Origin of the sequence: Pullulanibacillus camelliae, assembly GCF_014642655.1 — a bacterium.
Taxonomy (GTDB): Bacteria; Bacillota; Bacilli; order Bacillales; family Sporolactobacillaceae; genus Pullulanibacillus; species Pullulanibacillus camelliae.
The window spans coordinates 120,026-134,173 of the sequence record NZ_BMIR01000006.1 but is presented as its reverse complement, the minus strand read 5'-3'; the positions used below and the strand labels follow the sequence as shown (position 1 = coordinate 134,173).

Annotated in this window: 15 protein-coding genes; all 15 read right to left on the bottom strand. The window is 41.3% G+C overall.

What is annotated here, in order from left to right; genetic code table 11:
• Nucleotides 1-11: 11 nt before the first annotated feature.
• Nucleotides 12-794: a CheR family methyltransferase gene (locus IEW82_RS08260; protein ID WP_188692129.1), complete on the bottom strand. Its 783-nt coding sequence runs from the start codon at nucleotides 792-794 to the stop codon at nucleotides 12-14.
• Between the two features lie 599 nt (nucleotides 795-1,393).
• Nucleotides 1,394-1,840 (bottom strand): nucleoside-diphosphate kinase, encoded by a 447-nt coding sequence (ndk, locus tag IEW82_RS08255; RefSeq protein ID WP_188692125.1) that lies wholly within the window; start codon nucleotides 1,838-1,840, stop codon nucleotides 1,394-1,396.
• A 106-nt stretch (nucleotides 1,841-1,946) separates the two neighbouring features.
• The gene (locus IEW82_RS08250; protein ID WP_188692122.1) at nucleotides 1,947-2,915 is read right to left on the bottom strand and encodes a polyprenyl synthetase family protein; all 969 of its coding nucleotides are present in this window, start codon (nucleotides 2,913-2,915) and stop codon (nucleotides 1,947-1,949) included.
• A 41-nt stretch (nucleotides 2,916-2,956) separates the two neighbouring features.
• On the bottom strand, nucleotides 2,957-3,679 hold the full coding sequence (locus tag IEW82_RS08245; protein ID WP_188692117.1) for a demethylmenaquinone methyltransferase: 723 nt from the start codon (nucleotides 3,677-3,679) through the stop codon (nucleotides 2,957-2,959).
• Nucleotides 3,676-4,443, bottom strand: a complete 768-nt coding sequence (locus IEW82_RS08240) for a heptaprenyl diphosphate synthase component 1 (protein ID WP_188692114.1) — start codon at nucleotides 4,441-4,443, stop codon at nucleotides 3,676-3,678. Before IEW82_RS08240 ends, IEW82_RS08245 begins: the two co-directional genes overlap by 4 nt.
• A gap of 332 nt (nucleotides 4,444-4,775) precedes the next feature.
• Nucleotides 4,776-5,003, bottom strand: coding sequence for a trp RNA-binding attenuation protein MtrB (mtrB, locus tag IEW82_RS08235; protein WP_188692110.1), 228 nt, complete (start codon nucleotides 5,001-5,003; stop codon nucleotides 4,776-4,778).
• Nucleotides 5,004-5,014: 11 nt separating this feature from the next.
• On the bottom strand, nucleotides 5,015-5,578 hold the full coding sequence (gene folE / locus IEW82_RS08230) for a GTP cyclohydrolase I FolE (protein ID WP_268237346.1): 564 nt from the start codon (nucleotides 5,576-5,578) through the stop codon (nucleotides 5,015-5,017).
• 542 nt (nucleotides 5,579-6,120) lie between these two features.
• A complete protein-coding gene (gene hbs, locus IEW82_RS08225) occupies nucleotides 6,121-6,393 on the bottom strand; it encodes a non-specific DNA-binding protein Hbs (RefSeq protein WP_188496617.1) in 273 nt (90 codons plus the stop codon).
• 507 nt (nucleotides 6,394-6,900) lie between these two features.
• Nucleotides 6,901-8,379 carry a stage IV sporulation protein A gene (gene spoIVA, locus IEW82_RS08220; protein ID WP_188692106.1) on the bottom strand — a complete coding sequence of 493 codons (1,479 nt, stop codon included), beginning with the start codon at nucleotides 8,377-8,379 and terminating at the stop codon, nucleotides 6,901-6,903.
• A gap of 218 nt (nucleotides 8,380-8,597) precedes the next feature.
• Nucleotides 8,598-9,329 carry a YphF family lipoprotein gene (locus IEW82_RS08215; protein WP_188692102.1) on the bottom strand — a complete coding sequence of 244 codons (732 nt, stop codon included), beginning with the start codon at nucleotides 9,327-9,329 and terminating at the stop codon, nucleotides 8,598-8,600.
• Between the two features lie 36 nt (nucleotides 9,330-9,365).
• Nucleotides 9,366-9,560, bottom strand: coding sequence for a DUF2768 domain-containing protein (locus IEW82_RS08210; protein ID WP_188692098.1), 195 nt, complete (start codon nucleotides 9,558-9,560; stop codon nucleotides 9,366-9,368).
• Nucleotides 9,561-10,573: 1,013 nt separating this feature from the next.
• Nucleotides 10,574-10,834: a stage VI sporulation protein F gene (locus tag IEW82_RS08205; protein ID WP_188692095.1), complete on the bottom strand. Its 261-nt coding sequence runs from the start codon at nucleotides 10,832-10,834 to the stop codon at nucleotides 10,574-10,576.
• A gap of 97 nt (nucleotides 10,835-10,931) precedes the next feature.
• Nucleotides 10,932-11,978 carry an NAD(P)H-dependent glycerol-3-phosphate dehydrogenase gene (locus tag IEW82_RS08200; RefSeq protein WP_188692092.1) on the bottom strand — a complete coding sequence of 349 codons (1,047 nt, stop codon included), beginning with the start codon at nucleotides 11,976-11,978 and terminating at the stop codon, nucleotides 10,932-10,934.
• Nucleotides 11,979-11,989: 11 nt separating this feature from the next.
• Nucleotides 11,990-12,595 carry a glycerol-3-phosphate 1-O-acyltransferase PlsY gene (gene plsY / locus IEW82_RS08195; protein ID WP_229672442.1) on the bottom strand — a complete coding sequence of 202 codons (606 nt, stop codon included), beginning with the start codon at nucleotides 12,593-12,595 and terminating at the stop codon, nucleotides 11,990-11,992.
• 10 nt (nucleotides 12,596-12,605) lie between these two features.
• Nucleotides 12,606-13,919 (bottom strand): ribosome biogenesis GTPase Der, encoded by a 1,314-nt coding sequence (der, locus tag IEW82_RS08190; protein ID WP_188692087.1) that lies wholly within the window; start codon nucleotides 13,917-13,919, stop codon nucleotides 12,606-12,608.
• Nucleotides 13,920-14,148: the final 229 nt, after the last annotated feature.

Genomic DNA, 14,148 nt, shown 5'->3' with positions numbered 1-14,148 from the left:
AATAACGCTCCTTAATATGGTATTTTTTTATAAAAAAAGGTCTCAATTGGTTCGAGACCATATTGCTTAGGATTAAAAATTTGCTCTGTACTGCCTACAAACAAAACGCCACCCTCATTTAAGGCATTGGCGAGTTTGCCATAAAGTTCATGCTTAGCCGCATCTGTAAAATAAATCACGACATTACGGCATAATATAAGATCAAAATTTCTCTCAAAACGATCGGCGAGTAAATTTAAAGAGCGAAAGCGCACAGACTGTTTCACTCGATCGTTAACTGCCCAGCTTCCTGCCCTCTCAATAAAAAAAGCCTTTCGTTCTGCGTCTGATACCTCTTTTAAAGCGCGATCAGGGTACACACCACGCTTCGCAAGGTCTAATACCTTTTGATCTATATCTGTCGCTAGAATATCATAGTCTACATCGCTGAGATGCTTGGATAGCAGAATAGATAATGAATAAGGTTCTTCACCCGTTGAGCAGGCAGAACTCCAAACCTTAAACTTGTCCTTTTTGCCCGAAATCAGGCTTGGTAAAATCGTCTGTTCAAGAACATCCCACCGCTGTTTATTACGAAAAAATTCAGTGACGTTGATCGTTATTTTATCAAGGCATTCTTCCAGTAATTTTGGTGAGTGCTTTAATTGCTCATGATATTCTACAAATGACGCTGCACCATGCTTGCTTTTCAAGCTTGATAACCGCCGCCTCATCTGATCTTCTTTATACAGGGCGAGATTAATCCCTGTCATCTTAAAGATTTCACTTTGAAACCAGTGATAATCATCTTGCATTCATGCTGGCCCCCCCAACACCCTCAATTCGTAAAATCCTGCTAGATTCTCAATGAACGTTTCACTACCAGAAGGCCAACAGCTTTAGACTTTTTGCCTTTTATCATCGTGCAGTGACGCCATCATAACTCATTTTATATATACTAGCATATTCTTGCGTTTTATGTAGAATTTTTTAAAAGTCCCCTTTAACACTATCTAAAATAAAAAGGAACCAAGAATCTCTCAGCATCATAATAACTCGTGGCAGTTTTTCTTAAATCATTTTATAGAAACATGCATAAATGCGCAAGTCCTTAATCATCAGATATTACGCTTTCACTCGAGATTCTGTGTGCTATTCTTACTTCCAATCACCGCACCTAGTATATCTTCAGGCACTAGAAAAGTGCTGCTCCTAGTCTCCTATTCCTTTTTTATATATAAAATCTAATCATTCCCCCATGTGTTATAAGGAAACTTGGCTACTTGGCTTGTCGCCAACCCTGAAGATGGCGACAAGCCAAGCTGTACTTTAGTCTCATCCTTGGAGAGCATCAGCGAAGTTATATATTCTGATTGTAAAACAAAAGAACCAGCCACTTGCTGGTTCTTTCAAACTAATAAACCCATTGATTAACAGCCTTATCATAAGTAAGCGCTTCATCTTCAGAGAAGAAAAGAGCAATCTCCCTCTTAGCGCTTTCAGGGGAATCTGAGCCATGAATAATATTGCGACTCATTTCAACGCCATAATCACCACGAATGGTTCCAGGAGCCGCCTCAGCAGGATTCGTTGTCCCCATCATCTTTCTAGCGGTAGCGATCACATCTTCCCCTTCCCAAACCATTGCAAAAACAGGGCTGGATGTGATGAAGCTAACAAGCTCTCCAAAAAATGGTCGTTCCTTATGCTCCGCATAATGCTGTTCTGCCAGTTCCCGAGAAACATGCATCAGCTTAGCACCTACCAACTGGAAGCCTTTCCTTTCAAAGCGAGAAACAATCTCACCTACCAGGTTGCGTTGCACGCCATCAGGCTTGACCATTAAAAAGGTTCTTTCCATAGTATGTATCCTCCACTCTCTGCTATTTCATTAAAGGAAATACACCTATCACTTCCTTTAAATAGGTGACGATTATAGTCTATCAAAACAGAGAAGCCTTGACAAATCAATATTTTCTTTTACTCATGTAATCAGCAATCCGTTCCATTTGCTTTGTCACCTTTGCATGAGGCATCCGTTCAAGTATCCGATAAGCCTTATTAATAAAACGCGTACTGATGGCTTCTGCTTCAGCAATACTGCCTGACTCCTTAATCAGCTGAATGACCTTGCTCCAATCCTCAGGTGTTTTTTCTGGAATTTCCAGCAGTCTAATTAATTGCTCAGCAACCCGATGATTTTGAAAAGCCATCAATGTTGGCAGTGTGACGTTTCCCTGGCGAATATCACTCGCTACCGGCTTACCTAACTCTTCTTCGGTGCTCACAAAATCTAAAACATCATCAATGATCTGGTAGGACATGCCCATGTAATATCCAAAATAGTAGAGGTCGCGACAGATCGCAACGCTGGCCCCTGCGGCCAGTGCCCCTAATTGACAGCTCACCGCGAGTAACAACGCCGTTTTTCTTTTGATTCTCAATAAGTAGTTGCGAATATTTTGATTCCAATTATATTGGTCCTCAATTTGTTTGATTTCACCTAAGCTGATCTCCTTCATCGTATACGAGAGAATCTGATGGATTTGTGGATGCTCGATTTCCGCAGCTACTTTCAAGGCCTTGGAAAACATAAAATCACCTGTGTACATGGCAATGCGATTATTCCAACGGGCTTTAACGGTCTGCTCGCCACGCCGAATATCGGAATCATCAATGACATCATCATGAACAAGCGACGCCATATGTATCAGTTCAAGTGTTACGGCGGTCTTTTGCACATCCTCATGATAGCGATCGCCATATCTCGAAGCGAGCAAGACTAGGATCGGACGCATGCGCTTACCTCCAGCATTCAACAGCTGCGAGGATGCCTCAGTCAAAATGGGTTGGTCCGCTGTAATCACCTGTCCGAGTCTATTTTCGATTCCCTTAATATCTGATCTAATCTCTCTATAAATTGTTGCTAAGCTCATCGACTTTTCACCTTTATATTATATTTAAAATCTCGTCGTTACTACACGCTTTGAGTCTTTTGCCCTTGATGAATGGCAGCGATGCCTCCGGTTAGTGAAGTGATGTGAACAGAGCGGAAACCCGCCTCTTCAAATAAATCGGCGAGCTCTGCCTTGCCAGGAAAATTTCTTGTTGATTCCTGTAGCCATGCGTATTCATCATAGCTGTTGGCAAAAATCTTCCCTAGCGCAGGCATAACAAAACGAAAATAAAAGAAATATAATTGTGTATATACAGGTAATTTTGGTTGAGAGGTTTCAAGACAAGTGATCGTCCCCCCCGGCTTTAGGACACGATACATTTCCTTTAGAACTGTTAAATAATCAGGTACATTCCGCAGTCCAAAACCGATCGTCACATAATCGAATGTGTCATCGGCGTAGGGAAGCTGCATGGCGTCACCATGATCTAATTGCACGTTATCGAGATGAGCCTCCTCAAGCTTATGACGAGCAACGGATAGCATGTTTTGACTAAAATCTAATCCATTCACCTGTCCTTCTGGACCAACGGCTTTGCTAAGGGCTATTGTCCAATCCCCTGTGCCGCAACAGACATCAAGCGCATGTGTTCCAGCTTGAATATCCATAAGCCGCATCGCTTTTTTCCGCCATACTTTGTGCTGATTAAAGCTAATTAATGAATTCATGAAATCATATTTCTTATAAATACTCTCAAAAACGTGATGAACCTTTTCTCTTTTTACTTCTTTTACCTCGTTCATGATAAACCTTCTTCCGCCACTCTATTCGTTGGGGTATTCCAGTGTGCCGTCATAAGACTAAGTTGTGACAAAAATGGCGGACCCTCTTGTAAATCCTTTTCAACTTTTACTACTAATTTTTCTATAAAAGACTCAGCAGCCTGAAGAAATTGTTTTTTCTTTTCCGGTCTTTTTTGAAAGATTGGCTGCAGTACTTGGGTTGGTGACCCTTGACGGCATTGCTTGGCTTCATGCAGGATGCGTTTCAAGGTGAAATAACGGGTAATCATCGGCATCCACTGGCGGAGGTCAAGAATATTAGCCACCTTAGACAAAATTGTCGATTCAATATCTCGAAAAAAATCAAAAACTCGCTGCCAATGAAACTCCCCACTGATTCCCTCGGTTTTATACTCGTTCAGCTCTCTTATCGCATCTGATAAATGTCCGATCATTTGAAAATCCTCAAGTTCAGCTAACAAGCGATAGTACTGAGCACTATAATAGTCCCCTGCAAGTACCATAAGTTGTCTTGCTTTAATATCGCTTGGATTCTGCAATACATCTAGCGTGATAGAATCATGAATTTCAAGAGCCATTTGGACAATCATGATGGAGGCAATATATTTTTCAGTATGATCAAAGGAAGAAGTGGTACTGAACATCCTAGTGAGAACCAAGAGCTTATCATCGTCAATTTCTGGTCGTTGTATGTATTGATCAAGAACTGGATGTTGAGTGGATTGTTGTATCAATTTTTTTATGCTTTTTAGCTCATTATTCACGATATCACACGTCCCTCATTTACTGGGAAATCAATGTTTTTATGTACAGCAATGGTTGACATAAGCTGCGCACCGCCCTCAGGTTAAACCTACTTGACCATTATAGCATAAGACTAAACCAGGCATAAAGGGAAGTGTCAAAGCTTGGGCGAAAAGAAAACTTGCCATTTGGCAAGCTCTTGAAGTGCAAGCAGAAGCATGTGTAGCCTTCTTAACTCTATCTGACAAAGACAGCCGTCAACCTGCATTCTCTCTTTCTATGCCCACATTTCACATTTCTCAAACATTTCTTATCAGTATTTTTAACCAAAAGTTTTAAGATATGTATGTTCTTATTCCATTCCAGAGCTCATTTCTCCATGTTGGGTTTGAATCAATGCTCTTCCTCTTACTTTAACAGCAGAAGTATGCTCTGTAAACTGGGCAATCATGACCTCGCCCTTATCAAGTTTTTCAGAATGGTGGAAGCGTGTATCCGCTCCACGGGTCAAACCAATGACATTCACTCCATCTTCCAATGCCTTTATAACAAAAAAATCTTCGGATTGCTTAGTCGCCAAGACAATCCCTCCTATCCTTTGATAAGCATCATCGCTTCTGAACGGGCAGAAGCATTATGCTCAAACACCCCTCTAACAGCTGATGTGACGGTTTTTGAGCCTGGCTTTTTGACGCCACGCATGGTCATGCATAAATGCTCTGCCTCTACGACAACAATGACACCATGTGGATCAAGTGTTTCAACAATAGAATTTGCGATCGTCGAGGTGATCCGCTCTTGCAATTGTGGGCGTTTGGCAACGGCTTCGACTGCTCTTGCCAACTTGCTTAAACCCGTTACCTTACCACCTCTGGGAATATAGCCAACATGGGCCATTCCATAAAACGGTACAAGATGATGTTCACACATCGAATAAAAAGGAATATCCTTAACCAAAACAAGTTCCTCGTGATCTTCTCCAAAAACTGTCGCAAAATAGTCTTTAGGATCTTGGTTTAATCCTTGAAACACTTCTTCATACATACGGGCAACGCGCTTCGGCGTCTCTAATAACCCTTCACGATTAGGATCTTCTCCTATTGCTTCCAAAATCATTGTGACTGCTTTTTCTATTTTATCGTGATCAACACTCACGGTGATCCTCCATTCACTGGGTACAGTATTATATTTCTTCAAATTCTATCATATTGCTTGTTATAAATAAAGTCGGGTGAAAGTGATGATCATACATGCATGATTTATAAAAACAGAGACATACTAATGTTACCTTTGCTTCATTTGCGAAAAGCAGATAATTTTTCATGAAAGTCTCTGCATTGTCTACATAACCCCGTTTAAAATGCATATTCTTCTTGGAATACGTCATTTTACTAGTATACGTGCGCAGCACATCCATACATCCGAATCGAGTAGAGGGAAAAGGTAAATAGCTAATCCGCCCCTCTCACACCACCGTACGTACGGTTTCGTATACGACGGTTCAATTTATAGCACAGTGTGTACTTTTAGATAGTAATCTAAGACAAGGCTCTATGAACACCCCTACCTCGCCATAAGTACCTTACAATTCTCTAGTGGCTAGTTGATAGTGGACTTTCATCACCTAGATCATCGCCATGCCTGGCACATGAAAAAAGAGCCACCGAAGTGACTCTTTCATGCCCTATGTATAAAACTTACTTCACAGCATCCTTAAGGGCTTTTCCTGGTTTAAATGCTGGTACCTTGCTAGCAGCGATTTCGATTTCTTCACCCGTTTGAGGATTGCGTCCTTTACGAGCGGAACGTTCGCGTACTTCGAAATTACCAAAACCGATAAGTTGAACTTTAGAGCCTTCTTTCAAGGCATCAGTGATCGTATTAAATACAGCATCAACAGCTTGAGTTGCATCTTTTTTGGAAAGCTGAGTTGATTCAACAACAGCATTTACGAGTTCCGTCTTATTCAATGCCTTCACCTCCTCTCAAGGCTTCAGCTTTGTCTTTCTGACAAAAAACTGTTTTCAACGCTATATTAAAGGAACTCAAACAATAATTCAACAACTTTTTAAGATTATCACCGAATTTCATTAAAAAAAAACACAAAATATGACTTTTTATTCATGAAAACAAAAAAATAAGCCCCAAAATGGGCCAATGTGCGTAATTTCTTAATTTTAAGTCAAATAAAACAAAGTGTCGCGTCTAAAAAAATATAATGGTCCATACCTTTTTTTATTAAAAATTACGAAAAGACTGACGGGATAAGACCACTGGAAAATTACTGAAAGCTAAACTTGCAGATCGTCATCTAGCAGAATGGAATGAAACTATTCACTCCACTGGCACCCAACTTATCATTAAGAAAAACAGGGCGGAAAGCGAGCTGCCTGAGAGCAGAATCGCGCATCGTCCTCGTGACCAGAAATTTTATACTTTCTTTTAAAAAAAGACCCCTTTCACAAGGAGTCTTAATGCTATAAAATGATGGCAATTAATCCACCGGATCCTTCATTAATGATACGCTCTAACGTTTCTTTTAGCTTATAGCGAGCGTTTTCAGGCATAAGAGATAATTTTGCTGAGATCCCTTCACGAACAATAGAGTTCAACGAGCGACCAAAGATATCGGAATTCCAAATGGACAATGGGTCATCTTCAAAATCCTGCATGAGATAACGCACAAGCTCTTCACTCTGCTTTTCAGTGCCTATGATCGGCGCAAATTCTGATTCCACATCGACTTTAATCATATGGATAGAAGGCGCAACCGCACGTAGTCTGACACCAAAACGCGAGCCCTGGCGAATGATTTCTGGTTCGTCTAAGCTCATATCAGAGAGGGCTGGTGAGGCAATTCCATAGCCCGTTTGTTTGACCATTTTCAAGCCTTCAGCGACCTGATCATACTCTCTTTTAGCGTCTGCAAATTCCTGCATCAATTGGAGTAGATGGTCTTTACCTCGGATTTCGACGCCTACGACTTCCTTAAGGACTTGATCATAGAGATCATCTGGTGCATATAAATCAATTTCAGCAACCCCACGTCCCATCTCCATCCCAGCAAGCTGAGCGTCTTCAATGAACTCAAATTCATTAAAATGACCAACCACGCGATCTACATCGCGCAAACGTTTGATATCCTTAACCGTTTCTTTGACCGCTTCTTCATAGCTTTGTCTCAACCAATGATCTTCACGGAGAACCATCACCCAGCTCGGAAGATTGACATTGACCTCTAGAACTGGAAATTCATATAATGCTTCCCGAAGGATATTATTGATATCATGCTCAGTCATATTTTCAACACTTTGCGCCAATACTGGAATATCATACTTTTCAATCAATTCATTGCGCAATGCCAGTGTCTCAGCATGCTGCGGATGCGCTGAGTTAACAATCATGATAAAGGGTTTACCAACCTCTTTCAGTTCTTCAACAACGCGTTCTTCAGCTTCTAGATAGTCGTGACGTCCCAAATCCCCTATGCTGCCATCCGTTGTCACAACGACCCCAAGTGTCGAATGCTCCTGTATGACTTTTCTTGTACCAATTTCTGCTGCTTCCTGAAAGGGAATCGGTTCATCATACCAGGGTGTATGCACCATCCTTGGACCATTTTCATCTTCAAATCCTTTGGCACCTTGGACGGCATAGCCTACACAATCGACTACACGAATGTTGACCTCTAACCCATCATCAACTTGAACCGCCACAGCATTATTTGGAATAAATTTAGGCTCAGTCGTCATGATTTGGCGGCCCGCTCCACTTTGTGGCAGCTCATCCTGAGCCCTCGCCCTTTCAGCATCATCCTCAATATTGGGGAGAACAACTAGCTCCATAAATTTTTTAATAAAAGTGGATTTTCCGGTACGAACAGCCCCCACGACACCTAAATAGATGTCTCCTCCTGTTCTCTCGGCGATATCCTTAAAAATATCGACTCTTTCCAATTTAAACCCTCCCGATCAACTTAATCATCAAAAGCCATATGCGCGTATTATATACCTATGACTTTGTCCATCAAATATGCTAATTCGTTTGGCAAATCACAAAATATAAGTTCAAAAAATACAAAAATAACCCTCTCCCAATATAGAATATTGTTAAAGAGGGTAAATCATGCCTATTTATTTTATTTCATTTGAAACTTGTACTAAAAAAACATTGTTTATTTTTTCTTGTCCTCAATTAAAAATTCAACCTGTCCTTTTTTCATGGTATAAGGAACAGAATAGATAGGGACATATGGGTATTTGTCAACCAAAAGCGCCCGCAAATCCACCCCTTCCTTATAGGTCTTCCCGGACTTTTTCACCACATCCTCAATATCAGGCAAATAATCAATTTCAACTTTTGCATGTTCATCAAGAAAAAAGCTCAAGTGCCTACCGCTATAAGGACTGATCACCGTCGGCGCGTTCTTATAGCCCAATGCTTTAAAATCAATGCTGTAACGTCCATCAGCTAGTATGTCCTTAAGTGGAGCAAATTTGTGATGCGCATAATAAATTTGAATTTGCTGATTCAAGTCTTGAACTTCGCTGACCAATTCCATGTCGATAACTTTGACTGTTGGATGCGTCTCAGGATCAACTAACACATATTCAAAGTCTCCACCTTCTTCATAGGCATCGGAGGGTGGATTTGGTAAATAAGCCTTGAGCTTATTAAAATCGATGCGATATTTTCTATAAATGGGTGTGCTTTCAGTACTATTCTTTATCGGAAGGACACCTGTTTTCTTTTTATAAGAATCAATAGCGTCCTGAACGGCCGCGATTTGCGCCTTATAAGCGACACGCCTTGCCCCTTCATCCGTGCTGTGGTTTGCACAACCTGTAAAGAGCAGTGAGAGCCCACCAAGAATTATGTATAAATAAAAGCGTTTGACATATGGCATGGCATAACACATCCTATCATTCTTACACACAAGGATTTACTCAGGCCATGTCATGACAACAAGCATCATGAGCAAGGCACCAAACACTAACAGAATGTAAGCAATTACAGAAATGAATCCTCTAATAATCCCTTTTAATCTTGTTCTAGATAAAAGAATCAGCAGAGCTGCGACAATCATCATGCCCATCGCTACGAAGGAAAGCCACATTCCAGCCATTCCTGCCGACATACAACCCCCTCCTTGGTTTGTCTAAGCTATTTTAACATAAAAATGTGAGCGACTTCACTATTTTTATAGATTAGCAGCATACCATGGTTCGGAGCGGTTTTGCACGGCTAAAGACCTCCCAAAGCACATGTCACACCTTCAAGCCACATAACAGGCTAATAAGAACGTTCCTTTCGCTTTCTATGTCAAGCTACCGTATTCCAATCAGCACTCATCAAGAGTGCGACTCAATATTATGCAATAAGGGCGAAATCCAGCAAAATAACCACATAAAGTCCCTTTGGAATCCAATAAATTACATTTAAATTATAATAAAATGTAATAAAAGGAAATACAAGGAGCGAAATGACCTTTTATTTGGTGCGAATCTCCCTAGTATTTTATGTGCGCTTCACTTTCGCACCACTTTCCTAAAGCTAGTATAGCATGCCAAGCTTTATGGCAAGCAAGAAAGCAAGTATTCATTTCTTTCTAGTGTTTTGAGTTGGATGCTTTATTATTTTACACAGAGCTTTTGTCAAAAACAGACATCCCTTTTGTTCTTTTTAAATCTCATTTTGTTAAGTTGTTCACACCACATTTGTTACACTTGTCCTTGATTGGGAAACTGACAGACATCCCTGATTTGCTCTCTATTTGTTCACTTCGGCTTTTATTTGTTATTTTGCGAGGCACTTTTTTTAAAATGACCTGGTCACTGGTTAATGTGAAGGGAACTTTTGTTCACTTACTCACGCCACTTGTTGCGCTTGGCCCTGGATTCGGAAGCTTGTCTCTCCTCTATAAGTCATATCTGAGGAAAGCGAGCGAAGCTGGATTGCTGGCCCACACATCCACTGCAAATAAGTGATGCTGTCTCAAAATAAAATTAAAAACCGAAAGAAAGCAATTGCCCTCTTTCGGTCAGTGACTAAAACCTTCCGTAAAATAACAGCCCTTCATTAGGATATTTTTGCGTATACACTATACCGTATGCCATAAGACATCTTCTTGTAGATGACGATGGCCTAGTTTTACTTTTGATTAAACATGTTTGCTAAGGAAGAAATATTTAGAGGCATGTTATTGCTTGTTACTGCTTTGACAATCTTGTCTTCTTTTTCTTTAGAGACGTCGACATTAGCCAATCTTGCGACACGTTTCACGATATCTCGGACTGTTTTTTCGTCTCGAAAGTCAGCGTTAGCCACAGACTGGGCCAAAGCAAAAATATCTTCTTTTTTGACATTGGTTTTCTTTTCTATTTGATCAAATAATGGATGTTTGGGATCCATGAAAGCCCTCCTTTTCCCACGCTTTCAAGACATTATATGGTCTGAGGACTTTCATTGTGAATGTCGCGCGCCCAAAACTTTAAGAAAAAAGGCGACTCTATTCTTTATGGATCTTTGAAGAATACATTTCGTGAATATCACGATATTCATGGCGCTTATCTCTGTTCATTAATTCATCAACGGCTACTTTCGGGTTTTTATGATTAAACAGCACATCATAGATCGATTCAGAAATCGGCATTTCAATGCCTTCTTTTTCTGATAAATAGTGAACCGCCTCTGCCGTTCGCACCCCTTCTACAGCCATGCCCATTTGCTCTAACGTTTCATCCAGAGTATGCCCTTTACCAAGAAGATTGCCGGCTCGCCAATTACGGCTATGTACACTTGTGCAGGTCACGATCAGATCACCCATTCCGGCAAGTCCTGTAAAAGTCAATGGATGGGCACCAAGCGATACCCCTAATCGAGTGATTTCCGCTAATCCCCGCGTAATTAAAGCCGCCTTCGCATTATCTCCATAACCCAAGCCGTCCGAAATACCCGCACCTAATGCGATAATATTCTTTAGTGCTCCAGCAATTTCCACACCGACGAGATCATCATTAGTATACACCCTGAAGTATTGATTGATAAACAGATCCTGCACACACGCTGCTGCCTCGCTGTCTTTTGAAGAGACGGTAACCGTTGTTGGCTGTCTTAAAGAGACCTCTTCAGCATGGCTCGGTCCTGATAACACAACCACAGCCTCACGAAGCGATTCTGGGATTTCCTCTTCAATAATTTCTGAAATCCGCTTGGATGTCCGCGGCTCAATCCCCTTTGAAGCGTGAACAATGGTAACCGGTTCTGTTAAATGAACTCTTAATTGTGATAAGACGTCACGCATGCTTTTAGTCGGCGTGACTAAGAGTATCGTCTTTACACCGTTGATCGCTTCAGCCAACTGATTCACAGCATGGATGTGTTCCGAAAGCTTGACATCCGGGAGATAACGACGATTGACATGGGTCGCATTGATCTCATCGACCTGCTCCTTTCTCCGCCCCCACAATCGCACCGAATGGCCATTATCAGTGAGAACAATCGAAAGCGCCGTCCCCCAACTTCCTGAACCAAGAACCGCTATCGTTGATTTCATGTAAAACCCTCCTAAAGCTCTTTCGCTTTTGAACCGAATTTGTTTTCATTTCCTTGAACAAGGCGCTTAATATTACTTCGATGCTTCCAAATGATTAATAGGGCTATAACTGCAGAAACGATGATATGACTCATCGGATAGCCTCCCAAAAATAAGGCAATAATCGGGGTGAGGATAAAAGCTAGTGACCCTAAAGAAATGTAGCGCGTCAAAGCGATCAAAAGAAGGGCAATAATGGCAGCAATAAGTGTTGGCAACCACATGAGCATTAGAAATACAGCGATGGTGGTCGCCACTCCTTTTCCACCTTTAAATCCAAAATAGATCGGCCACACATGACCTAAAATGGCACATAATCCTGATAGAGCGACTCCCCAATCTGATAAATGAAAAGCTAAGGCAATCAAGACTGCTACTATACCTTTTAAAATATCTAAAATTAATACAAATATCGCTGGACCCGTACCTAATACACGCGCTGTGTTTGTCGCTCCAGCATTTCCACTCCCATACTGGCGGATATCCACTTTCTTAATCAGCCTTGTCAGGATATAACTAAAGCTTACTGACCCCAATAAATAAGCGATCACACATGACACAATGCTCAGCACCACCACTCATCTCCCCCTATTCTCTCTTATTTCTTGGACTGATTTTTATCGGTGTTCCAACAAAACCAAAGGTTTCACGGATTTTATTTTCTAAGTAGCGCTCATAGCTAAAATGAAGTAATTCGGTATCATTGACAAAAAAGACAAAATTTGGTGGTTTCACAGCCACTTGTGTCCCGTAATAAATCTTTAAACGACGCCCCTTGTCACTCGGTGGCGGCGTTAAAGCGATCGCATCCATGAGCACATCATTTAACATGCTTGTCTGCACGCGAAAGCTATGATTTTCAGCTACCTGATTAATCATCGGCAGCAATTGGTGCAGCTTTTGCTTCGTTTTCGCAGAAACAAAAACGATCGGCGCATAGCTTAAGAAGCGAAATTGCTCCCTTATATTGCGTCTAAAGGCCTCCATGGTTTTATCATCTTTTTTTACAGCATCCCATTTGTTCACTACAATAACAATGGCTCGTCCTGCTTGATGGGCGTAACCAGCGATTTTCTTATCCTGTTCTATGATCCCTTCCTCACCATCGAGAACAACAAGGACCACATCTGAGCGTTCAATGGCACGCTGTGCTCTTAGAACACTATATTTTTCGGTTTTTTCATAGACTTTTCCTCTCTTGCGCATCCCCGCCGTATCAATAATGACGTATTCCTGATCGTCCTTTGCAAAAGACGTATCAATCGCATCTCTTGTAGTCCCAGGAATGTTGCTGACAATCACCCGTTCACGTCCTAAGATCGCATTCACCAAGGACGATTTTCCAACATTTGGTCGTCCAATTAAAGAGAATTTTATGGTGGATTCATCATATTCCTCTTCCTCTTCATCCGGGAAATGAGCAACGCAGGCATCTAATAAATCACCAATTCCTATGCCGTGAGCACCGGAAATTCCAATAGGCTCTCCCAATCCTAAAGAATAAAATTCGTAAAGACTCTGGGAACGCTCTGGGTTGTCAAGCTTATTCACCCCAAGAATCACTGGTTTTTTTGAGCGGTAGAGGAGCTGAGCCACTTCTTCATCTGCTCCTGTGAGACCATCGGTACCATCGACGATAAATAAAATGACATCAGCTTCCTCAATCGCTAAGTGCGCCTGTTCTCGCATCTGTTCAAGAAGTGGCTCGTCGCCGATATCTATGCCTCCTGTATCGATCACGTGAAAGCGGCGGCCAAGCCAATCCCCTTCTCCGTATATCCGATCACGCGTAACGCCTGGTGTATCTTCAACAATCGCCATCCTTTCCCCAACAATCCGATTAAAAATGGTCGATTTTCCCACATTTGGGCGACCAACGATTGCAACTACTGCTTGAGCCATAACGGACATCCTTTCTATAACGGTACATCTCTTTCTATACAATCAATCAAGATATAGCCTGCTTTATTGCCATTATTGTTTTTTTATTTTAGGAATTATGTATCTATACCCCTGATCAGTTGACTTCAAGGCGTTTTAATCTTATCAAAAAACCTTATAAGAAACAATTTAATTTCGAGGAGATCGATAAATTCATTAAACCTTTTTGGCCATTATTTTCCCATTGCGA

Coding starts and splice junctions, on each gene's coding strand:
- IEW82_RS08215 (WP_188692102.1), bottom strand. CDS start 9,329: ATGCCATATGTCAAACGCTTTTATTTATACATAATTCTTGGTGGGCTC.
- IEW82_RS08260 (WP_188692129.1), bottom strand. CDS start 794: ATGCAAGATGATTATCACTGGTTTCAAAGTGAAATCTTTAAGATGACA.
- IEW82_RS08250 (WP_188692122.1), bottom strand. CDS start 2,915: ATGAGCTTAGCAACAATTTATAGAGAGATTAGATCAGATATTAAGGGA.
- IEW82_RS08245 (WP_188692117.1), bottom strand. CDS start 3,679: ATGAACGAGGTAAAAGAAGTAAAAAGAGAAAAGGTTCATCACGTTTTT.
- IEW82_RS08210 (WP_188692098.1), bottom strand. CDS start 9,560: ATGTCGGCAGGAATGGCTGGAATGTGGCTTTCCTTCGTAGCGATGGGC.
- der (WP_188692087.1), bottom strand. CDS start 13,919: ATGGCTCAAGCAGTAGTTGCAATCGTTGGTCGCCCAAATGTGGGAAAA.
- IEW82_RS08205 (WP_188692095.1), bottom strand. CDS start 10,834: ATGGATCCCAAACATCCATTATTTGATCAAATAGAAAAGAAAACCAAT.
- ndk (WP_188692125.1), bottom strand. CDS start 1,840: ATGGAAAGAACCTTTTTAATGGTCAAGCCTGATGGCGTGCAACGCAAC.
- IEW82_RS08200 (WP_188692092.1), bottom strand. CDS start 11,978: ATGAAATCAACGATAGCGGTTCTTGGTTCAGGAAGTTGGGGGACGGCG.